The organism is Dactylosporangium siamense, assembly GCF_016862795.1.
GTDB classification, from domain to species: domain Bacteria; phylum Actinomycetota; class Actinomycetes; order Mycobacteriales; family Micromonosporaceae; genus Dactylosporangium; species Dactylosporangium siamense.
Genome location: NZ_BONQ01000033.1, coordinates 92,454 through 114,472, shown reverse-complemented (window position 1 = coordinate 114,472; position 22,019 = coordinate 92,454). Strand labels below are relative to the sequence as shown.

The window sequence follows — 22,019 nt, the reverse complement described above, 5'->3', positions numbered from 1 at the left end:
AGGCATCCCACCCCTAGACGGTACGCATTCCATTCGTGCCGGTCAGCTTGGGGTGGGGAGGTCTCGGAGGCGTCGGCGGAGCAGGGAGCGCTCGGGGTCGGTGCCGGCCAGGGCGATCGCCTCCTGGTAGGCGGTCGCGGCCTCGGCCGTGCGGCCCAGGCGGGCGAGGAGGTCCGCGCGGGCGGCCGGCAGCGGGTGGTACCCGCGCAGCCTCGGCTCCCCGGTCAGCTCGTCGAGCAGCGCCAGGCCCGCCGCCGGGCCGTCGCGCATGGCGACCGCGGCGGCGCGGTTCAGGGCGACGACGGGGGACCGGGTCAGGGCGAGCAGGACGTCGTACAGGGCGACCACCTGCGGCCAGTCGGTCGTCGCCACGTCCGCGGCCTCGTCGTGCAGGGCGGCGATCGCGGCCTGCACGCCGAACGGGCCGGGCTGGCCGCCGGTCAGCGCGGCCACGACCAGCGTGAGCCCCTCCTCGATCATCGGGCGGTCCCATCGGGCCCGGTCCTGCTCGTCGAGCAGGCGGATCTCGCCGCCGTGGCAGCGGGCGTCGCGGCGGGCGTGGGTCAGCAGCATCAGGGCGAGCAGGCCGGTGACCTCACGCTCGATGGGCAGCAGCCGGCGCAGGATGCGGGTCAGCCGGATGGCTTCGGCGGCGAGGTCGTCGCGTTGCGCGGCGTACCCCTCCGTGAAGATCGAGTTGAGCACCTGCAGCACACCGGGGAGGCGGGCCGGCAGCTCCTGCGGATCCGGGACGCGGAACGGGATCCGGGCCTCACGGATCTTCTGCTTGGCCCGCACGATGCGCTTGGCCATCGTGGCCGTCGGCACCAGGTAGGCGCGGGCGACCTCGGGCGTGCTGAGCCCGGCGAGGCACCGCAGGGTCAGGGCGCCCCGGTCCTCGGCCGCCAGGGCCGGATGGGCGCAGGTGAAGAAGAGTTGGAGCCGCTCGTCCGGCACCTCGACCTGGGCTGCGTCCGGGGAGCGGAAGGCGTCGACCTGCAGGATGGCGAGCTTCGCCGCGTACGCCTGGTCCCGGCGCAACCGGTCGACCGCCTTGCGGCGGGCCGTGGTCATCAGCCAGCCGCCCGGGTTGGGCGGCACGCCGTCGAGGGGCCAGCGCACCAGTGCCGCCTCGATCGCCTCCGACGCGACCTCCTCGGCGAGGTCGAGGTCGCCGAAGCGGCGCGCGAGCGCGGCGAGGAGGCGGCCGTGCTCCTCCCGGAACACGGCCTCGATCTCCTGCATGATCAGCCCCGGCCTCAGCCGAAGTCGGCGATCGGGCGCACCACGACCGAACCGCCGCCGCGGGCGCCCGGGCACCTGGCGGCCCAGTCGAGGGCGACGTCGAGGTCCGGCACGTCGATGACGAGGAAGCCGCCGAGGACCTCCCGGGTCTCGGCGAACGCGCCGTCGGTCACGGTCCGCTCGCCGGAGGGGGAGACCCGCACGGTCGTGGCGGTCACCAGGTCCGCGAGGGACTGGCCGCTGACAAAGATCCCGGCCGCCCGGACCTCCTTGTCGTAGACCTGCCAGTCCTCGAACGTGGCCTGGCACTCCTCGCTGTCGTCCGCGGCGCTGTTGATCAGCAGCATGTACTTCATGGTCGGCTCCTTCTGCTCGGTTGCCTGGCATGACCACGAACGGCGTGGGCCCCGATGGACACGGCGGCGTCAGGAATCTTCCGGTGGTCCGGTCGTGGCGCGGATGACCAGGTGCGTCGGGAGCGTCACGTGCAGCTCGCCGGTCGGGGCGCCACCGAGCAGGTCGAGGGCCAGGTGCGCGGAGCGGGCGCCCTGCTGCTCCGCGGGCTGCCGCACGGTCGTCAGGTCGCACAGTTCGGCGAGGGGGTGGTCGTCGATGCCGATGACCGACACGGTGCGGGGCACGGACACGCCGGCCCGGCGCAGGCTGCGCAGCGCGCCCAGCGCGACCTCGTCGCAGAAGCCGAACACCGCGGTCGGCGGCCGGTCCAGGCTGAGCAGGCGGTCCATGCCGTCGGCGCCCATGGTGCCGCTCCACGGCAGGTCCACGACGAGCCGTGGGTCGACGGTGAGGCCGGCGTCCTCCAGGGCGGTGCGGTAGCCGTCCAGCCGGTCCGCCGGCGGCGCGTAGGGCCACTCCCGGGTCACGGCCGCGTTGATCATCGCGATGCGCTCGTGGCCGGACCGGATCAGGTGGGTCACCGCCTGGCGGGCGGCCGTGGTGTCGTCGATGCGCACGTGCGCGTGGTGCTCCAGCGCCCCGCCGGCGACGACGACGGGCATCCCGAGCAGGTCCAGCTGCCGCCGCTCGTGCTCGGTGACGGGGAACGCCACCACGATGACGGCGTCGACCCGGCGCTGCACCGGCAGGTCCGCGAAGAACGTCCGGCTCTCGGTGCCGTCGGCGACCTGGTACACGAGGGCGTCGAGACCCTCGGCCCGCAGCACGGACAGGACGCCGGCGAGGACCGCGCCGTAGAACCAGCTGGTGGTGTGCGGCATGACGACCGCGATCCGGCCGGTCGAGCCGCGGCTGAGCCGGGAGGCGTCCGGCGACACGACGTAGGACAGGTCCTTGACCAGGGCCTTGATCCGCCGGCGGGTCTCCTCGGAGACGCCCGGGGCGCCGCTGAGGACCCGTGACACGGTCGCCTTCGACACGCCGGCCAGGGCCGCGACGTCGGCCATGTTCAACCGGGTGTTCGGCGCGTTCACGAGCCGCAGTCTATCGGAGTGCGTAACCGGTTGCGTAAAACAGCGATCATGGCAGCGCGACTTGACTTGATATTGCGACAGGCGAAGACTTCCCAGCACGCAACCGGTTACATCTTCCGGGGAGACATCGATGAGAGCCGCCGCCACCGGCATCCTTGCCCTGTTGATCACCTTCAGCACCACCGGCGCCGCCAACGCCGGACATCCACCGGACCGCGACACGGTGCGGGTCACCTCGCCCGACGGGCGGCTCGCACTGGCCGTCAGCACCGAGAACGGGCTCCTTACGTACACGGTGAAACGCGACGGCCGCAGCGTCGTGCTCCCCTCCGCGCTCGGCCTGCGACTCACCGACGGCTCGACCCTCGGCGCCGGCGTCAGCGTGACCGGGACCGCGACCACGAGCCGCGACAGCACCTGGCGGCCGGTCTGGGGCTCCGACGCCACGGTCCGCGACCGCCACCGCGAGCTGACCGTCGGGCTCCGCCAGGCCGACGGGCGCCGCTTCGACCTGATCGTCCGCGCGTATGACGACGGCGTCGCGTTCCGGTATTCGGTGCCGGAGCAGGACGGCCTGGCCAGGCTGGAGATCGCCGACGAGGCCACCGAGTTCGCCCTCGCCGGTGACCCGGCCGCCTGGTGGACGCCGCGCAACCTGGCCTACGACGGCGACGAGCAGCTGTGGAGGACCACGGCGTACAGCGCCATGGGCGACACCATGACCCCGGCGACGTTCCGCTGGGCGGACGGCACGCACCTGTCGATCCACGAGGCCGACCTGGTCGACTACGCGGCGATGACGCTGGTCCGCGACGGCGGGAAGCTGCGCGCCGCGCTGACGCCCACCCCGGACCGCGCGGCCGCGGTCGTGACCACCACCGGCCGGGCCACCCCGTGGCGGGCGCTGACGATCACCCGGGACGCCGCCGGCCTGGTCGACTCGCACCTGCTGGAGAACCTCAACCCGCCGTGCACCGCGGTCTGCGCCGGTGACACCTCCTGGATCAAGCCGACGAAGTACGTCGGCATCTGGTGGGCGATGCAGCACCAGCAGTACACCTGGGAGGAAGGTCCCCGGCACGGCGCGACCACGGCCCGGGCCGAGCAGTACATCGACTTCGCCGCCGCGCACCACATCGGCGGCCTGCTCGCCGAGGGCTGGAACAAGGGCTGGGACGGCTCGTGGGCCGACCAGGACTTCACCACGCCCGCCGACGACTTCGACCTGCCCGCGGTCGTCGCCTACGGCAAGTCGCGTGGGGTGGAATTCGTCGCGCACAACGAGACCGGCGCGAACCTCGACAACTACGAGGCGCAGATCGACGCCGCGTTCGCCCTCTACGAACGGCTCGGCATCCACTACCTGAAGACCGGCTACGTGGGCCAGATCCCGGGGCAGTACACCTACTCGCAGCGGTCCGTGAACCACTTCCGGCTCGTGCTCCAGAAGGCCGCCGCACACAAGATCAACGTCATCTGCCACGAGTGCGTGCACGCGACCGGCGAGGTGCGCACCTTCCCGAACGCCCTGGCCCGCGAGGCCGTCCGCGGCCAGGAGTACGACGCCTTCTCGGCCGGCAACTCGCCGGAGCACACACTGACGATCCCGTTCACCCGCATGCTGTCCGGGCCGATGGACTACACCCCCGGCATCATGGACATCGAGTGGGACCCGCAGGGCCTCGACCGCCGCGTCCACACCACGGTCGCCAAGCAGCTGTCGTACTACCTCAACTACGCCTCGGGCGTGCAGATGGCCGCCGACCTGCCCGAGCACTACGCCGGCGCGCCCGGCCTGCGGTTCATCGAGCAAGTCCCGGCCCGCTGGGACGAGAGCCGGGTCCTGTCCGCGGCGATCGGCGACCACCTGGTCACCGCCCGGCGCTCCGGCAGCGACTGGTACGTCGGCGCCATGACCGGCGACCGCGCGCAGACCCTCGACTTCCGGCTCGACTTCCTCGGCCGCGGCGACTGGGTCGCCGAGTCCTGGACCGACGCGGCCGCCACCGACTACGCCACCAACCCCGTCCCGCTGGCCGTCGACCGGTCCATCGTCACCGCCCGTGACACGTTCACCGCGGCCCTGGAGCGCAGTGGCGGCCAGGCGGTCCGGTTCCGCCCCGCGACCAGGGGCGACCGGCTGCCGCGGTACACCCGGCCGGCGTTGACCGTCACGGCCCTCGACGCGCCCGCCGCGGTGGAGAGCGGCGACATCGTCACGATCACCGCGACGGTGACCAACCGTGGCTCCGTCCCCGGCGGCACCGACGTCGTCATGACGGCCGCCGGCGTGCGGCAGACCGGCTACGTGCGCGCCGACGCCCGTTCCACCGCCACCGTGCGTTTCCAGCTCCGCCTCACCGGCGACCACCCGGTGGTGGTCACGGTCGGCGGCCGCCGGGTCACCATCCGGCTCGACCACACCCCCGGCGCCGTCCCGGCCCCGGCGAACCTCGCCGTGACCCGCTTCGCCGGCTCGGTGGTCGCCCTCGCCTGGGACCCGGTGCCGGGCGCGTCCTACCAGGTGTTCCGCAAACCGGCCGGCGGCGTCTACGGCGACCCTGTGGCCACCGTCCAGTCCGCCGGCTACGTCGACGGCGGCGTCACCATCGGCAACACGTACTCCTACGTCGTGCGCGCCGTCGTGGCCGGCCTGGTGTCCATCCCGTCGGCCGAGGTCACCCAGACGACGTCAGCGCAGCTGGTACAGGTGACGTGGCGGGTCCGGGTACCGTCCGGCACCCCCACCGGCGACACGGTGTTCATGCCGGGCTCGCTGCCCGAGCTCGGCCCCTGGGACCCGGGCAAGGTCGCCATGGTCCAGGTCGAGCCGGGGATCTGGGAGGTGACCGTCCCGGTCATGGAGGGCACCCTCGTGCAGTACAAGTACACCCGCGGCACCTGGGAGAAGGTCGAGCACTGGGGCGAGATCACCGGCATCACCAGCCGCTGGATCACGATCACCTACGGCACCACCGGCACTCAGCTGGTCGACGACACCTCCCTCGACCCGGCCACCCCCGACGCGCACGAGTCGGTCCGCGCCTGGATCGACATCCCGTCGTCCTGAACCGATCGACGTCCCGTCGTCCTGAACCCGATCGACGTCCCGTCTTCCTGTACCTGTGAGCGGTCCGGCATCCTGGGCGGGGCCGGGCCGCTCACGCCGGCGCCCTTGACGGGGAAGGACGGCCGGCGATGCCTGTTCGACGGCTCATCGGCGTGCTCGCCGGCGTCGCGCTCCTCGGCGTCTCGTTCGCCACCCTGTTCCGCGCCGACGCCGGCTCGGCCGTGGTGCTGCGCGGGGCGGGCGCGCCGGCGGGGTGTTCGGCGTGGACCGACTGCCCCGGCGAATGGGCGTTCTTCGACTTCACCCTGACGGTCGCGCCGGTCGCGGTGGTCGGCCTGCTGGTCGCAGCGGTCGCGTTCGCCGTGCCCTGGCGGGTGCCGCTGACCGTCGGGTATGCCGTGGCCGCCTATGTGCTGCTCGGGCTGGCCGCCTGGCAGCTGCACACCACCTGGATCGGCTCCGAGGAGTCGAACCGCGCCGTGGGGCTGGCACCGACATGGGCGTTCGCGGCCCTGGCGCTCGCGATCGCGGTCATCCCGATGAGCGCCGCCCCGTCGAGGAGACCTCCGCGTTGACGAAGGCCCGGCGCTGCTCCTCGCGCCCGTAGACCCCGGTGAGGCGGCCGGCCCATAGGGGCGGTGGGCAGGGCGCGGTGCAGGCCGACTCGGTTCCAGCATCGGCTCCCTGTCTGACCCCTGTCACATGCTGGTCACGCTGCGGTGGCGGGGTTTGGACCAAGCTGTTCGGGCCGATGGACCACACTCCCGTCGTCCTGGACATCGAGTGGGACTCGCGGGGCTCGGACCGCCGCGTCTACGCCACGGTCGCCAAGCAGCTCGGCCCCTGGGATTCGGGCAAGGTTGCCATGGCTCGCCTACGGCATCACCGGGCACCCAGCTGGTCGACGACACCTCCTCGACCCGGCCACCCCTGGAGCTGTGAGCGAATGAGTACCAATCGAAGAGTGGAACAGTAACGATCTCCGCTTGAGTTCCACCCCGGTGGTGCCACGACAGACGGGGTGGGTCATGGGACGGTTTGGGCTGGGAACGATCGGGCGCCTCCTGACGCTCGTGCTCGTCGCCGGTGGTGTGGCGGTGTTACCCGCGACCGCCGTGCCTGCGGCGGAGCCGTGCGGGGAATCGGCACAGGACGCGTCCGCCGCGCGGGCGATGGCGAAGCAGTGCCGGCGCCGGGTGGAGGTGCTCACCGGGCGCTCGGAGACCGCGCTGGTCTTCGCGAACCCGTCGGGAACGATGACGGCGGAGATCTCGCTGAAGGCGGAGCGGGTCCGCGCGGCCGGCGGGCAGTGGGTCACCGCCGACGCGACGCTGCGCCGTGCCGACGACGGAACCGTCCGGCCGGTCGCCGCCGCGCTGCCGATCGTGTTCTCCGGCGGCGGCACCGGTCCGGTGGCCCGGATCGGCAAGGGCGACAAGGAACTCGTGCTGGACTGGACGGCGGCCCTGCCCGCGCCGGTCCTCGATGGTCCGCACGCCACGTATCCGGACGTGCTGCCCGGCGTCGACCTGCGCCTCACCGCGGACGTCGAGGGATTCTCCGAGGTCCTGGTGGTGAAGACCCCCGCCGCGGCGAAGCACGCGGCGCTCAAGCGGCTCACGTTCAAGACCCGGACGAAGGGTCTCAGCCTGCGCACCGACGCCGGGACCGGCGCGGTGTCGGCCGTCGACGGCGCCGGCACGGTCGTGTTCGGCGGGTCGACGCCGACGATGTGGGACTCCGGCGTCAAGGCCGGCACGCGGCGCGCGTCCACGGTGAACGGTGGCGCCGACCCGGCCGAGGCGCTGCCGGCGAAGCAGCGGCCCATGCGCACCGAGATCACCCCCGGTGAGCTGGCCGTGGTGCCGGACGCGTCGCTGTTCACCGCCGCCGACACCGTCTACCCGGTCTACGTCGACCCGACCTGGCCGGGTGGCCGCAACCACTGGGTCATGCTGTGGAAGCAGTTCGGTGACACCTCCTACTGGGACCGGACCTGCGTCAACTGCGACACCGACGAGTCGAACTCCGGCGTCGTCCGGGTCGGCTACCAGGACTTCTCCGGCACGACGACCGCCCGGTCCGTGTTCGAGATGGACACCAGCGGCCTGATCGGCAAGCAGCTGAAATCGGCGACGTTCTCCATCACCCAGTCCTGGTCGGGCAAGTCGTGCGGCGGCACCGCCGGCACCGCCCAGCTGTGGCAGACCAGCCGGATCAGCAACGGCATGACGTGGAACAGCGCCGAGACCGGACTGCAGTGGCTGTCGAAACTCAGCTCCAACAACCAGACCCGCCGCTTCAACGGCAGTGGTGCCTGCGCGCAGGGCCGCGTCGAGTGGGACGCCGCGGGCGCCGTGCAGGCGGCGATCAACTCCGGCGCGCCGGTGACGACCGTGGGCCTGCGCGAGGCGGGCGAGAGCGATCCCTACGCGTGGCGGCGCTACCAGCTCGACCCGAAGCTGACCGTCGAATACAACTCGATCCCCTCGGCGCCGGACCAGTTCACGGTGGCCAGCACGGCGCAGGAGCCGGGTCTGGCCTGCGTGCCGGGCACGGTCCCGGTGGTCCGCTCGACCCCGGTGCTGCGGGTCAGGGCGAGCGACGCCGACGACGACTCGCTGCTGGCCGTCACGTTCACCCGGCAGAAGCAGTGGGTCAGCCAAACAGCCGCGACGTGGGTGAGCGTGTTGCCGGACGTCACCGTGCAGAACGTGCCGGCTGGCGGCACCGCGACGCTGGAGCTGCCCGCCCCACAGACCAGCGGAAGGTACCGGGTCACGGCGGTCGTAACGGACGGCAACGGCGCCGGTGCGACCGGACCGCAGAGCCAGCTCTGTGAGTACATAGTGGACACCGACGCGCCGGGCACACCGGCGGCGGTGACGTCCGCAACCTACCCGGAAGACGGGGAGTTCCACGGCGGCCGCGGCGTCACCGGCGCCTTCACGGTGACACCGCCCACGACGAACCCGGGCGACGTCCAGAAGTACGTGTACGCGCTGACCCCGACCACCACACCCCCCGTGGACGGCACCCGGACCCTGACCGCGAACGCCGTCACCCACGCCGTGACCATCCAGGCGACGCCATCCATGGGCGGTCTGAACACGCTGCGGGTCTGGGCCGTGGACGCCGCCGGCAACCTGTCGGCCCCCGGCGCGCCGTTGCAGTACCAGTTCAAGGTCGACGACCCCAGCATGGCCGCCGGGCAGTGGCATCTGGACGACCCGGCCGGTGCCACGACGCTCACCGACTCCTCAGGCTACGAGCGGCACGGCACCATCGCCGGCGCGACCACCGGCGCGCCCGGTCCGATGATCAATGGCTGGACCGCGACGGGTTTCTCCCCGGGCACGCCCACCTTTGGCGCGACGCTGCCGAAGCCGTTCAGCAGCACCACCAGCTTCTCGATGGCCACCTGGGCGAAGCTCGACGGCACCGGAACCGCGGCGATCGTCGGCGCGGGCACACGGGACAGAGGGCTGCTGAACCGGTCGTCGTTCCACCTGATGTACCAGGGTGGCAGCTGCGGCTGGGCGTTCCGCTTCACCAACACCACCGGAACCCTGTTCCAGGCCTGCGCGCCGGTGGCGGCCCCGGCGAACGTGTGGACCCATGTCGCCGGTGTCTACGACTCCGGTGCGCAGGCGATCACCTTGTACGTCGACGGCATCGTGCGCAGCACGGTCGCGGTCACCGGCACCAGCGACGTGGCCGGAGACCTGAACCTGGGCTATACGGTCGGCCTTTTCGAGAATGTCGAGAAGCTCTCGGGACAGCTGTCAGACCTGCAGGTCTGGGACCGGAAGATCTTCTCCGACGAGGTGGCGAGGCTCATCGGTCCGCCCGGCGGCGTCCCGGCCGCCGGCTGGGAGCTTGACGGTGACGGCACCGACATCGTCGGCCGGTCGCCGCTGCAACAGTCGGCCGCCGTCACCTACGGGCCGAACCGCGACGGCACCCCGAACGCCGCGGCCGTCTACAACGGTGGCAGCGCCTACAGCGTCACCAGCGGGCCGGTGCTGCGGACCGAGCAGTCCTACACGGTGTCGGCGTGGGTGAAGCTCACCAACCCCGGCACCAGCTCCCGGACGGTGCTGAGCCAGGGCAACACCACCGGGGCCGCGCAGCCGGCGTTCCAGTTGATGTTCGAGGTCCACTGCAACGGCTGGACCTTCGGCATCCACGGCTCGCCAGCCGGGGGCAACCGGACCGACGCCTGCGCGCCCGCCCCGCCTGTGCTGAACACGTGGACGCACTTGGTGGCGGTGCACAACGCCAGCACCCACACCATGTCGCTCTACATCGACGGTGTTCTGGCAGTGTCGCAACCCGCGCCGGCCACGCCGTTCTTCGCCAACGGGCCGGCCGTGCTCGGCCAGGCCACATACGGCGGCGTCGCGCTCGACCCGTTCACGGGTTCCATCGACGAGGTCGCCCTCTACCCGGGTGCCCTTCCGGCAGAAGCGGTGGTGGAGCTGTGAGCCGACCCGGGACCGTCCCCGCAGATCTGTCCGCCGCGATCCGGAGGTCATCGATGACAGTCACCCGGCGTGTCGCGCTGACCGTCCACGCCCTTGCCGTGGTGCTCGTCGTGTCCCTGCTGAACGCGAACCCCGCGGTCGCCGCGCCGCCGAAGGAGTACCAGCCACCGGCGGTGCAGAAGGTCACCCCGGTGCCGGTGACGAAGGTGCAGGCCGGACGGGCCGGCACGGACCCTGCCGCGGAGGCGGCGAAACGCACCAGGCCGGCGCCGTCGTGGCCGGCGGCCGGGTCGGCCGGCGTCGAGTTCGCCGCCGTGAGCAGCGTGCGGGGCACGTCCGCGCAGGAGCGGCTCGCGGCCGGTGCCGCCCAGCGGGCCGGCGCGCTGCCGGTGACGCTGCGACCGGCTGCCGGTGACACCGACGGATCCGCGTACACCGTCGCCGTGCTCGACCGGAACGCCACCGCGCTGTCCGGCCGCGACGGTCTCCTGGTCCGGCTGACCCCGCAGCGGCCCGGCGCCGCCCGGACCGTGGGCGTCACCGTCGACTACTCGGGGTTCCGCAATGCCCATGGCGCCGACTGGGCCAACCGGCTGCGCCTGGTGCGCCTGCCCGAGTGCGCGCTGCTGACCCCGGATCAGCCCCAGTGCCAGGCGACCCCGGTCAGCTCCGTCAACGACACCGGCCACGGCACCGTGACCGGTCAGGTCGCGGTGCCCGCGACCACGGCGTCGGCGCTGTCGGCCGGTGCGTCCGGCGGGGCCGCGCTGCTCGCGCTGACCAGCGGCCCGAGCGGCGCGGGCGGTGACTTCGGCGCGACGCCGCTGCAGGCATCGGCGACGTGGCAGGCGGGTGGCTCCTCCGGCGACTTCAACTGGAGCTACCCGCTGCGGGTCCCGCCCGGCATCGGCGGGCCGACCCCGAACCTGGGCCTGGCGTATTCGTCGCAGAGCGTCGACGGGCGCACCGACGCCAGCAACAACCAACCGTCGTTCGTCGGGGAGGGCTTCTCGCTGGCCTCCAGCGGTTTCATCGAGCGGCGGTACAAGTCGTGCGGTGACGACATGTCGGCCGGTGCCAACAACACCACGAAGTCCGGCGACCTGTGCTGGGAGACCAACAACGCGTCCCTGTCGATGGCCGGGCACACCGGTGAGCTGATCTACAACGGCACGGACGGCTACTGGCACCTGCGCCAGGACGACGGCACCCGCGTGCAGCGGGGGGTCGGCGCCGTCAACGGCGCCCGCGACGGCGAGTACTGGCTGGTCACCACGCCCGACGGCACCGAGTACCAGTTCGGCCTCAACCGGCTGCCCGGCTGGACCGCCGCCCGCGGCGAGACCAAGTCGGTGCAGACCGTGCCCGTCTTCGGCAATGACCCCAATGAACCCTGCCACACCGGCAGCTTCGCCACGTCGAGCTGCACCCAGGGGTACCGGTGGAACCTGGACTACGTCCGGGACACCTACGGCAACACCATGTCGTTCTGGTACGAACTGGAGTCCGGCAAGTACGCGATGCACAACAGCGCGACGGCGCTCGGCTCCTACACGCGGTCGAGCTTCCTGCGCCGCGTCGACTACGGCACCCGCACCGGCAGCGAGTTCTCCACCGTGCCGTTCCAGGTCGAGCTGACCCCCGCCGACCGGTGCGAGACCAACTGCGGCACGCACGGCGAGAACTGGCACGACACCCCGTGGGACCTGGAGTGCACCGGTAGCCCCTGCTACGTCGGCACGCCCACCTTCTGGTCGACGAAGCGGCTGGCGTCGGTCAAGACCCAGGTGTGGAACGGCACCGGCTACCGCGGTGTCGACCAGTGGACGCTGCGGCACACGTACCCGGACCCGGCCGACACCACCCGCGCCGGGCTGTGGCTCGCCGGGATCACCCACACCGGACTGGCCAGCACCACCCCGATCACCCTGCCCGAGGTCGTGTTCTACGGCGTCCAGATGCCGAACCGGGTCGACGCCACCAACGACAACCTGCCACTCATGAACTGGTGGCGGGTCAACAAAGTCCGTGGCGAGTCCGGCGGCGAGATCACCATCGAGTACTCCGCCAAGGACTGCGTCGCGGGCAGCCGGGTGCCCAGCGTCCCGGAGAGCAACATCCTGCGGTGCTACCCGGTGCGCGGCACGTTCCCAGGCCAGCCGAACCGGCTGGACTACTTCCACAAGTACCTGGTGAAGGTCGTCGTCGAACACGACACCACCGGCGGCCCAGGCGACGACGTCGTGCACAGCTATGAGTACCTCGGCGACCCGGCCTGGCACGCGGACGACGACGACGGGCTGATCCCGTCGAACCGCAAGACGTGGTCGCAGTGGCGTGGCTACGAACGCGTCCAGGTGCGCACCGGCAAACCCGGCGAGCAGACGCTGCAGGAGTCGCAGTTCTACCGCGGCATGGACGAGGACCCGCTGCCCGGCGGGGGCCGGCGGCAGGTGCAGTTGACCTCGTCGGAGGACGGACCGGTCGACGACGCCGAGGCGTTCGCCGGCATGCTGCGGGAGAACGTCTACTACAACGTCGCCGACATGCAGGTCGTCGGCGCGACGATCAACACCGCCTGGCAGTCGGCGCCCACCGCGTCGCGGACGATCAACAGCACCACGGTCGACGCCCGCTACGTCGGGGTCAGCACCGTGCAGACGCGGGTCGGGCTGGACGGCAATCGCGGGTTCGTCCGCAGCACCACCAACACCACCTTCGGTGACTACGGCCTGCCGACCGCCGTGGAGAACCTCGGCGACATCACCGACGATGACGACGACACCTGCACCAGGTTCACCTACGCGCGGAACACCTCCGCGTGGCTGCTCGGCGCGGTCTCCCGGACCGAGACCTACGCGCTGCCCTGCTCCAAATCGCCGGCGACGGCGGACGACGTCATCAGCGACACCAGGTCGGCGTTCGACCAGCAGAGCTGGGGCGCCGCGCCGACCAGGGGCGGCGTCACCACCGAGCAGGTCCTCGACACCTGGACGCCCGGCGGCGCGACCTACGCGACCACCCGCCGGTGGACCCTCGACGACCACGGCCGGGTGACCGAGACGTTCGACGGCCTCGGCCGCCGCACGACGACGGAGTACCAGTCCACCGGCGGCGGCCCGGTCACGAAGATCGTCACGACCAACCCGCTGGAGCAGACGGCCAGCGTCGAGAACGACCCGGCGTGGGGATCCGTCGCCGCGGCCGTCGACCTCAACGGCAAGCGGACCACCGTCACGTACGACGCGCTCGGCCGCACCGCCGAGGTGTGGGCACCCGGCGTCACCGACCGGGCCACGTCGACGTTCGCGTACACCATCCGCCAGAACGGCGCGACGGTCGTGACCACGCGCTCGCTGAACCCGGCGGGGAACTACGTCGCCTCCTACCAGCTCTACGACTCGCTGCTGCGGGAGCGGCAGACCCAGACGCCGTCGCCGATCGGCACCGGGTACGTCCTGACCGACCAGTTCTACGACTCCGCCGGCCGGGCGTCGGTCTCCTACGACGGGTACTACAGCACCGCGGTCTCTCCCGGTGACCTGTACACGCCGGCGAACGCGGCGCTGGTGCTCAAGCAGAGCAGGCAGGTGTACGACGACGCGGGCCGCCCCGTCGCCGCGATCTTCCAGCCGGGCGGGACGGAGAGGTGGCGCACCACCCGGAAGTACGGCGGTGACCGGGTCACCACCATCCCCCCGGTCGGCGGCGCGGCGAACACCGTCGTCACCGACATCAAGGGCCGCACCACCGAACTGTGGCAATGGCCCGGCCGGACGCTGACCGGTACACCGGAGAAGACCACCTACAAGTACAACCGTCAGGGCCTCGTGGCGACGCTCACCGACCCGGCGAACAACGTCTGGAGCACCACCTACGACATCCGCGGCCGCGTCACCGACAGCACCGACCCGGACACCGGCAAGACCACGCGGACGTACAACGCCGACAACCAGGTGGCGACGGTCAAGAACTCCCTCGACCAGACGCTGGCGTTCAAGTACGACGGGCTGGGACGGGTCGTGGAACGCCGGACCGGCTCGCTGACCGGCCCGCTGCTGGCCTCCTGGACCTACGACACGCTCGCCAAGGGGTACCTGACCTCCTCGACCCGCTACGACAACACCTCCGGATCCACCGCCGAATACACCGTCGCGGTCACCGGTTACAACGACCAGTACCAGCCCACCGGCACCACCGTGACCATCCCCGGCGTGGAGACGGGTCTCGCCGCCACGTACACCACCGGCGCGACCTACAAGATGGACGGTTCGCCGGCCACGGTCACCCTGCCGGTCGTCGGCGGCCTCGCGCTGGAGACCCTCACCTACGACTACGACCAGACCACCGGCATGCCGACGAAACTGCGGACCCGGTACAACGGCGTCAACAGCACCCTCGTCGACTCGACCACGTTCTCGGAGTACGGGCAGCTGCTCCAGACGAGACTCACCACCGGCACCGGCGGCTCCGTCTACCTCAGCTCCACGTACGAGGCCGACACCGGCCGCCTGCAGCAGAGCCAGGTCGCCCGCACCGTGGTCTCCCCGAACGAACTGTCGAAGGTGACCTACACCTACGACGACAACGGCAACATCATCAAGGCCAGCGACGCCCCGACCGGCGGCGTCGTGGACACCCAGTGCTACCGGCAGGACACCCTCGGCCGGATCACCGAGGCGTGGACCCCGTCGTCGAACGCCTGCACCGCCGACCCGAGCGCGTCGGCGCTGGGTGGCCCGGCGCCCTACTGGCACAGCTTCACCTATGACCGCAGCGGCAGCCGCAAGACGTCCGTCGAGCACGCCACCGCGGCCGGCGACGTCACGGTCGACTACACCGTAAAAGGCACCGGCCAGCCCAACGCGCACGCGCTGAAGTCGACGACCACCACCGACAACACCGGCACCCGCACCGCGAATTACACCTACGACGCGGCCGGCAACACCCGCACCAGGCCCGGCACCACGGCGGGCGCCACGCAGGACCTCGACTGGGACCAGGAGGGACACCTCGCCTCGGTCACCGAGGGCACCACCACGACGACGTTCCTCTACGACGCCGACGGCAACCGGCTGCTGCGCCGCGACGCCAAGGGCACCACGCTCTATCTCGGCTCCACCGAGATCCGCTACGACAAGGCAACCGCCACGTCCAGCGGCACCCGCTACTACGCTCACGCGGCCGGCACGATCGCGGTCCGCACCCGCACGGGCCTGAGCTGGTCCGCAGCCGATCAGCAGGGCACCTGCAACATCACGATCACGGCTGGCACCAACCAGGCGAAGATCCGCCGGCAGACCCCCTTCGGCGGCGCCCGCGGCACGGTGCCGACACCCTGGCCGACCGAGAAGGGCTTCGTCGGCGGCGACAACGACCCGACCGGCCTGGTCCACCTCGGCGCCCGCGATTACGACCCGAAGATCGGCCGGTTCATCAGCGTCGACCCGGTCCTCGACCCCAGCGACCCGCAGCAGCTGCACGGCTACGCGTATTCGGAGAACAACCCGGTCAACCGCTCCGACCCCAGTGGCCTCCAGTCCAAGACCAAGAATATCTTCCTGGAGTTCCTGGACGTCGCCGCGAAGACGGCCATCGGCGGCCTGGCATACGCGTCCTGCGTCGCCGCGATGGTCAGCTACGCCCAGTTCCTCCTGCCGTTCCAGACCGCCATCTGCGGCGCGGTCTCCAGTGCGGCCGTGTACCTGTCCGAAGTCATCGCGGGTCAACGCAACTTCGACGGCGTCGACTTCGTGATGAGTTTCTTCATCGGTGCCGCCTGGGGCATGGGAGCGGAGCTCGCCGCCAGTTTCCTGTCCTGGGCTTCGAACCTCATCCGCAGTATGGGCAGGAAGGTTTTCGGCAACGCCACCGATGACATCGCTGCCGGACTGGAGAAGGAGGCCGCCGCACGGGGAGGCGCCGCCGCCGCCGGCGAAGGTGCGGCGGGAGGACCGAAGGGTAAACCCGCCGCCAAGGCCAACGAACACGTCAACGCCAAACGCGGCGAAGCTGAACCGACTACCGGGGCCAACACGCCCAGCACCCAGACCACAACGTCAGGCGGCGGCGCGGGCAAGGGTGCGGGCAAGCCGTCGACCCAGACCAGCGGTGGTGGCAAGGGCTGTACTCATAGCTTCGACCCCGACACCCATGTCCAGATGGCTGACGGCTCCCAGAAGGCGATCAAGAACGTCGCTGTCGGCGATGAGGTCCTCGCCACCGATCCGGTCACGTCCGAGACGACCACGCAGGCCGTCACGGATCTGCACATCAACCTCGACACGGATCTGACCGAGGTCACGGTCGTGACCGAGGCCGGTAAGACCGAGGAGCTCAAGACCACCGCCCACCACCCGTTCTGGTCCGACACCACCCAGAACTGGGTCGATGCGGCGAAACTGGCGCCGGGCGACCGGCTCCGCTCCGCTGACCACCACACCATCCTGGTCCTGCGCGTTCACAACCACACCGGTGCGCGGACCATGCGCGACCTCACCGTCGGCAGCATCCACACCTACTACGTGCTCGCCGGCAACGAGTCGGTTCTGGTTCACAACTGCTCTGGCGGAGTTCCCTGCACCTGTGGAGCTGGAACGGGAGCTGGAACTGGAGCTGGAAGTGGAAGTGGAACTGCGGGCAGGCGTGGTAGTGCGGCCACGCGCAACCAGCTCGATGACGTTCGCGACGATGTGCTTGCCGCAAATCCCAGTTGGGTTCATATTGCGGGAGGTAGAAGTGCTGCTACCGGGGCGAAGCTGCCAGAGCGGGCGGTCCGCAATCCGGGTGGCCCCGGTCTGCGGTTTCCTGATCTTACATTTAGGCTGCCCGACGGATCTCATTTTTATGTCAACACTGTCGATACATATGTACGCACCGGAAGGCCAACAACACGGGAGCTAGCTGCGGCGATCGACATCGCGGATTGGGGAACTGGCCCGATTATGCTGATCGCGAAATAGTTCCTTCTCGGGGTCGCTCAGATGGTAAAGCGTAGCAGCAGTCGTCGAAATGATATTCTGGACTGATCCTAGATCCTGGCCGGAAGGGGTGTGCGGATTTGTTGAGGCAGGCGGAAGTTCTTCTGTTGCCGGAAGATGAACGCGCTTTGGAAGAAGCAATCAAATCCAGGTTTCCCGACGCTGTGGTCATTGACAATGAGTGCTGGGAGCGTGTCGATACACCGCCAGTTCGTGAATCGATCAGTAAATGCGGACCGGTGGCTGCTATCTGGAGTCCAGCCATTGTAGCGGTGCTGCCAGCGGTAGTCCGCGAAAACGGTATTATAGACGGCCCGCAAGTTGGCCCTGTTATTCAATGGCTCAGGAGCTGCGTTGATGGGAATTTGCTACGTTCTGGAAGATTGGCAGCATCCCGTGACGATTATGTAGATCCTGCAATGCAGGAATTCGTGAGCGCAGTTTGGAGTATATTGATGAAGCAGACCACCAATAAGCTTCGGCGCGCCGGATTTCTCGACGGGCCGCTAAGTCCAAATGTCTCAGAAAGACAGTTTAGAGTTGGGCGAAGCGCGTTTGAAGCGGCCAAGCGAGCGGGACTCATTTTGGGGGCTGATCGAATGCGACTCATACCAGACGAGGTTGGCAAGTTGTCTTGATTGATTTTGGGGGACAATCTGCTGTTGACTCGGGTAATCGGTTCGGTCGGCGAGTCTTAACGTTCTAGTTGCTCTTTGGTCCCTGGCTTTTGTCTAGGCCGTAGGTGGTTGGTGCCGTGTCAGGATCAAGAAGTCCCGGCGAACGCGAACCGCCTGGCAGTGATCTGTCGCGGGACCGGCTCGGGTGAGCCGGTCCGGCGCGTCATGGCGTGCCGGTCAGCGGGCAGGGCAGGGCGCGGTACAGGTCGATTGAGACCGCGGCGAGCCAGGTCCAGATGACGATGACGGCGGCGATGAAGCCGACGGTGAGTGCGGGTGCGGCGATGCCGGCGAACCCGACGAGGAACAGCGCGCCGGAGATCCGGGAGTACACCGCCCAGCCCTTCCGCCCGTCGCGGGCGAAGCGCCGGGCGACGACGAAGCACGCCGCGATGACGCACAGGAACCCGATGCCGCCGGCGGTGAGGTGGCCGAGGCCGTGCCAGCTGACGGTGCCGGGGCCCTCGGGGGTGCCGGCGGGGAAGCCCATCGCCGGGTCGGCGCGCAGGACGCCCGCGGCGATCATGCCCGCGCCGTAGACCCCGGTGAGGCGGCCCGCCCATGGGGCCGCGGGCAGCGCGCGGTGCAGGCCGACCGCGGCGGCGATCACCATTAGGCCGGTGAGGATGAAGTTGGTGACCTGGATCCAGCCGTGCTCGCCGTTGGCCAGCAGGCTCCAGGCGTGCCTGGTCAGGTCGAAGCCGTCGCGGGTCAGCGCCTGGGTGAGGCTGACGGTGACGTAGAAGGGGCCGGCGAGGACCCCGTAGCCGAGCAGCGACCTGGTGACCCGGTTGGCCCGGATGTGCGCCGGGACGGTGGCGGCGGCGGTGGCAGCGGCGGGGATCGTCGTGGTGGTCATGGCTGGAGTCCCTTCCTCGTGGTGGCCTTGCACCACTGCCTCGACCGGCGGCCCCCGGATCCGACATCGCGTCTGATGTGACCCCGGTCACATGGCCGGTCGCGAGCGTCGAAGAGGTCGTGGCGGGCGGCAAGCTTGCACTCTTTGGGCGGGACTCGTGCGTGACATCAGCGATCAGTGGGTGACGATCTTTCGGGACAAGTTCTCCGAAAGCAGCGACATTGTGCATATTCTTCGCGAAGCCCGGGCTGAGGATCCGCGAATGGGGATCTGGTACGTCAGAGCGTCGCTGGCGGCCAGGGAAGTGTTCGGCCTGTCGGTCAGGCAGTCACACTTCATCGCCGCGTGGCTGGTCGGTGAGATGACCGACGAGCAGCTTCGCGACGAGGTGCGTGTCGATTCGTGACGTCGCATGAGCTGGCTGCTACGCGTCGGGGCACGCGTCAACCCGCGACTCCCGTGCTGATCGACAGCGAGCGCAGCCGCTCCGCGTAGTGCCGGGCAAGCGGATCGAACCGTCCGCGAGCCTCTTCCAGCAGTTCACCGGTCCAGGCGGCACGCATTCGCTCGACGGTTTCGGCGACGATGCGGGCCGTCTTCTCCGGGTCCTCGCCGATCCTCTCGGCCATGCCTCGGAAGTCGTCCAGCGTGATGCTGCCCGGTGCCTTCTGCCCGTTGATGCTCAGCGAGAGGGGTTGCCACCGGTACTGGCTGTAGATGGTCAGCGAATGGAAGTCGTAGACAGGGGAGAGCTGCGGCGTTCGGCCGTCGGGGTAGCACAGCGCCCAGTTCTTCAGGTGCGCGTCCGTGTTGCCGACGACGATCATTGCGGCCAGCCGCCGGATGAAGTCGAGATATCCGTCCGTGCCGCAGAGCTGGGCCACGACTGCGGCGAGACCGTCGTAGGACTGCCCGGGCTCACCGTATTTGAACAAGGGCTCGACGTCCGCGACCTGTGCGAAGTCCTCGACGTGCAGCCGGCCGGCGGGTGTCCGGTCGAACCGTTCGATGACGTAGAGCAGTTCGTTCGGGTCGGCCAGCCCTTCCGCGACGCCCTTCACGTTCGTCGCTGGGACGAGGTCGACGGCTGGCACTTCGAAACCCGTCGCGGCGAGCCACCGCATGGTCAGGTATTCGTTGGCCGGCAGGTCGCGGAAGGTGCGATCAGGAAGCTTGACGATCCACCACCCACCGTCGCCGCTCGCCGGAGATGTCATCCGGTCGCTGGAGATGGAGAACTTGAGCTGGACACCGGCGAGCGAGTGGCGCAGCGGATGCTCCGGCGTTTCCGCGGGTGGCTCCGGACCGATGTCATCGGCCGGCTCGGACTCCGCGTGGACCGACACCGCGCCCGGTAGGTAGTCGCCGAGTCGTAGCAGCAACGTGAAGTCGCCCACGTTGCCGCCGCCCATCTCGCGGATGATCTGCTTGCGGAGCGCACCCTCGGGAAGCAGGTTGGCGAACCAGGCCGGGATGCCGGTGAAGGCCCTGCGCACTGCCCTCGGGTCGTCCTCGAAGATCTGTCCGAGCGTCTGATGCGAAGGCGCGTCGAGGTCGTCCTCGTAGACGAACTCGGTGCGGCCCTTGTTGAAGCGCAGGAAGCCGACCCGGCGCCCGTGCAGGCGGACCTCCGCCGTCGTCGCCACCTACGCGGTCCTGAGCAGGTCGGAGACCGATTTGCCGTCGCGCGCGCCCCACTCCGCCATACGGTCGACGTGCTGCTCGATCGCCTGGGTTATCGCCACGGCGCGACGCTCGAGGAACGCCTGTGACGACCCGGCGGTGAGCAGCCGCTGCGCGTCGGTGTCGAGGAGGTGGCTTTCGGCGATCTCCTCGGATGCCCGGGCCAGATCCAGGCGAAGGGCGCCGGCGGTGCCGGCGGTCACGATCACCCGGTTGGCCACCGTGGCGGCGAGCGGCGAGTCCGCATCGTCGAAAATCGGCCGCAACGGGTTGCCGTGATCCAGCAGTCGGGCGATGTCGACCGGGCTGCCGGTCGTCGGCTCACGCGGCTCCACGGAACAAAGACCGAGCACGTTGATTTTGGTGATCGCCTGGTTGAAGTGCACCTTGTCGAGCGTGGCGGTGAACCGGGTCGTGGGCGGCACCCGCTTGAGCAGTGCGCTTGCTGCTTCCACCGGATCGGACGCGTCCACCGAATGAATCTGCTGGCGCATGTCGGCGACACTCTGACCGCGGGTATGAGTGCCGGCGACGGCGCCGCGCCACACCCACCGTCGCAGCAGCGTGGCGGCACGCCCTTCCGGGGCGCCGTGCAGCCGGAAATACCGGACGAGCACCGGGACCACGTTGGAGTACGGCAGCAGTTTGATGTGCGGGATCTCCGCTACGTCACGCAGGAAGACCACAACTTCCCGCAGGGCCGCGCCGACCGCCCGGAACGTCTCCGACCGATCGTCCGCCGAGCTGAACTCGCTGGTGAAGTCGTCACGAAAGATGTCACCACCGCGATAGGCGAGCACGCAACGCAGCACGATTTGGTCGTCCATGGCGCCGAAACCCGCCTCCGCCGGCACGCGACCGAGCCCGGCCAGGGTCAGCGGCGCGTCGCCGGCAGTCTGCGAATGCAGCGCCTGGAACACCTCAGCCTTGGTCAGCCGCTTTCCGGCGTTGTTCATCCGGGTGAAGATCTCGAGCAGGGGTCCTTCCGCGATCGTGGTGACGACATACGTGGGGATCTGATACTCGCGAATCGCCTTTGCGGCCTGGTCGGCAAGGGCGAGGTGGGCATCGGAGAGCCAACCGCTGTTCTCGCGCATCCAGCGCAGCAAGGTGGCCGTGTCGAGCAGGAAGCTCACCGGAATCCACGTGGTGGGAGGCTGCTGTCGCGCACCGGCTGTGTGGAACTCGCCGGTGTCCAGGTCCAGGTGCACCCGGAACCGGACGTCGGTTGCGACGTGAGCCGAGCTGAGGGCGCCGACGAGGGAGGTGATGCGCTGTTGGCCGTCCACCACCCACAGCGCCGAGTCGACCTCTGGGGCTTCGACCGTCAGCGGCCCGACGTGGAATGTCTGCTCCGGTGCCGGTCGGCGCCAGAGCAGAAGGTTGCCGATCGGGAACCCGCGCAAGATGCTGTCGAACAGCTTGACGATGTCGCCTGCTTCCCATTTGAACCCTCGCTGGAACTGCGGGATTCGTACCACGCCACGTTGGACGTCACGCACCAGATCTTCCGGGGTACGTTGCTCGATCCGCGGGCGTTCCAGGGTCGCCATGCCACCTCCAGCAT

Annotated in this window: 12 protein-coding genes; 6 read left to right on the top strand and 6 right to left on the bottom strand. The window is 69.8% G+C overall.

All coding sequences use genetic code 11. The features are described from left to right. Nucleotides 1-42: 42 nt before the first annotated feature. The 3 genes from Dsi01nite_RS11490 to Dsi01nite_RS11480 form a co-directional block, all read right to left on the bottom strand. Nucleotides 43-1,245 (bottom strand): RNA polymerase sigma factor, encoded by a 1,203-nt coding sequence (locus tag Dsi01nite_RS11490; RefSeq protein WP_203846080.1) that lies wholly within the window; start codon nt 1,243-1,245, stop codon nt 43-45. Nucleotides 1,246-1,259: 14 nt separating this feature from the next. Further along, a complete protein-coding gene (locus tag Dsi01nite_RS11485; protein WP_203846079.1) occupies nt 1,260-1,601 on the bottom strand; it encodes a YciI family protein in 342 nt (113 codons plus the stop codon). 69 nt (nt 1,602-1,670) lie between these two features. Continuing rightward, the gene (locus Dsi01nite_RS11480) at nt 1,671-2,696 is read right to left on the bottom strand and encodes a LacI family DNA-binding transcriptional regulator (RefSeq protein ID WP_203846078.1); all 1,026 of its coding nucleotides are present in this window, start codon (nt 2,694-2,696) and stop codon (nt 1,671-1,673) included. A 130-nt stretch (nt 2,697-2,826) separates the two neighbouring features. Here Dsi01nite_RS11480 and Dsi01nite_RS11475 point away from each other — a divergent pair, with 130 nt between their 5' ends. The 5 genes from Dsi01nite_RS11475 (at nt 2,827) to Dsi01nite_RS59270 (ending at nt 17,871) form a co-directional block, all read left to right on the top strand. Next, nucleotides 2,827-5,766 (top strand): glycoside hydrolase family 97 N-terminal domain-containing protein, encoded by a 2,940-nt coding sequence (locus Dsi01nite_RS11475; RefSeq protein WP_203846077.1) that lies wholly within the window; start codon nt 2,827-2,829, stop codon nt 5,764-5,766. A gap of 128 nt (nt 5,767-5,894) precedes the next feature. Next, nucleotides 5,895-6,341 carry a hypothetical protein gene (locus Dsi01nite_RS11470; protein WP_203846076.1) on the top strand — a complete coding sequence of 149 codons (447 nt, stop codon included), beginning with the start codon at nt 5,895-5,897 and terminating at the stop codon, nt 6,339-6,341. Nucleotides 6,342-6,794: 453 nt separating this feature from the next. After that, entirely contained in the window at nt 6,795-10,253 is a 3,459-nt protein-coding gene (locus Dsi01nite_RS11465) for a LamG-like jellyroll fold domain-containing protein (RefSeq protein WP_203846075.1), read from the top strand. A gap of 53 nt (nt 10,254-10,306) precedes the next feature. Further along, nucleotides 10,307-17,215 (top strand): polymorphic toxin-type HINT domain-containing protein, encoded by a 6,909-nt coding sequence (locus Dsi01nite_RS11460; RefSeq protein ID WP_203846074.1) that lies wholly within the window; start codon nt 10,307-10,309, stop codon nt 17,213-17,215. A gap of 98 nt (nt 17,216-17,313) precedes the next feature. Then, nucleotides 17,314-17,871: a DUF8467 domain-containing protein gene (locus Dsi01nite_RS59270; RefSeq protein ID WP_505661189.1), complete on the top strand. Its 558-nt coding sequence runs from the start codon at nt 17,314-17,316 to the stop codon at nt 17,869-17,871. A gap of 202 nt (nt 17,872-18,073) precedes the next feature. Here the strand turns inward: Dsi01nite_RS59270 and Dsi01nite_RS11455 are convergent, their stop codons facing one another. Then, nucleotides 18,074-18,769, bottom strand: a complete 696-nt coding sequence (locus Dsi01nite_RS11455) for a DUF998 domain-containing protein (protein ID WP_203846073.1) — start codon at nt 18,767-18,769, stop codon at nt 18,074-18,076. A 157-nt stretch (nt 18,770-18,926) separates the two neighbouring features. Between Dsi01nite_RS11455 and Dsi01nite_RS11450 the strand changes: the two genes are divergently transcribed. Beyond that, nucleotides 18,927-19,175, top strand: a complete 249-nt coding sequence (locus Dsi01nite_RS11450) for a hypothetical protein (RefSeq protein WP_203846072.1) — start codon at nt 18,927-18,929, stop codon at nt 19,173-19,175. Nucleotides 19,176-19,212: 37 nt separating this feature from the next. Here Dsi01nite_RS11450 and Dsi01nite_RS11445 read toward each other — a convergent pair whose 3' ends face one another. Continuing rightward, nucleotides 19,213-20,415 carry a type II toxin-antitoxin system HipA family toxin gene (locus tag Dsi01nite_RS11445; protein ID WP_203846071.1) on the bottom strand — a complete coding sequence of 401 codons (1,203 nt, stop codon included), beginning with the start codon at nt 20,413-20,415 and terminating at the stop codon, nt 19,213-19,215. Then, nucleotides 20,416-22,005 carry a DUF262 domain-containing protein gene (locus Dsi01nite_RS11440; RefSeq protein ID WP_203846070.1) on the bottom strand — a complete coding sequence of 530 codons (1,590 nt, stop codon included), beginning with the start codon at nt 22,003-22,005 and terminating at the stop codon, nt 20,416-20,418. Nucleotides 22,006-22,019 lie beyond the last annotated feature (14 nt).

What these genes read in the sequence shown, in the direction of transcription:
- Dsi01nite_RS11475 (WP_203846077.1), top strand. Translation starts at nt 2,827, where the DNA reads ATGAGAGCCGCCGCCACCGGCATCCTTGCCCTGTTGATCACCTTCAGC.
- Dsi01nite_RS11490 (WP_203846080.1), bottom strand. Translation starts at nt 1,245, where the DNA reads ATGCAGGAGATCGAGGCCGTGTTCCGGGAGGAGCACGGCCGCCTCCTC.
- Dsi01nite_RS11485 (WP_203846079.1), bottom strand. Translation starts at nt 1,601, where the DNA reads ATGAAGTACATGCTGCTGATCAACAGCGCCGCGGACGACAGCGAGGAG.
- Dsi01nite_RS11460 (WP_203846074.1), top strand. Translation starts at nt 10,307, where the DNA reads ATGACAGTCACCCGGCGTGTCGCGCTGACCGTCCACGCCCTTGCCGTG.
- Dsi01nite_RS11440 (WP_203846070.1), bottom strand. Translation starts at nt 22,005, where the DNA reads ATGGCGACCCTGGAACGCCCGCGGATCGAGCAACGTACCCCGGAAGAT.
- Dsi01nite_RS11470 (WP_203846076.1), top strand. Translation starts at nt 5,895, where the DNA reads ATGCCTGTTCGACGGCTCATCGGCGTGCTCGCCGGCGTCGCGCTCCTC.
- Dsi01nite_RS11455 (WP_203846073.1), bottom strand. Translation starts at nt 18,769, where the DNA reads ATGACCACCACGACGATCCCCGCCGCTGCCACCGCCGCCGCCACCGTC.
- Dsi01nite_RS11465 (WP_203846075.1), top strand. Translation starts at nt 6,795, where the DNA reads ATGGGACGGTTTGGGCTGGGAACGATCGGGCGCCTCCTGACGCTCGTG.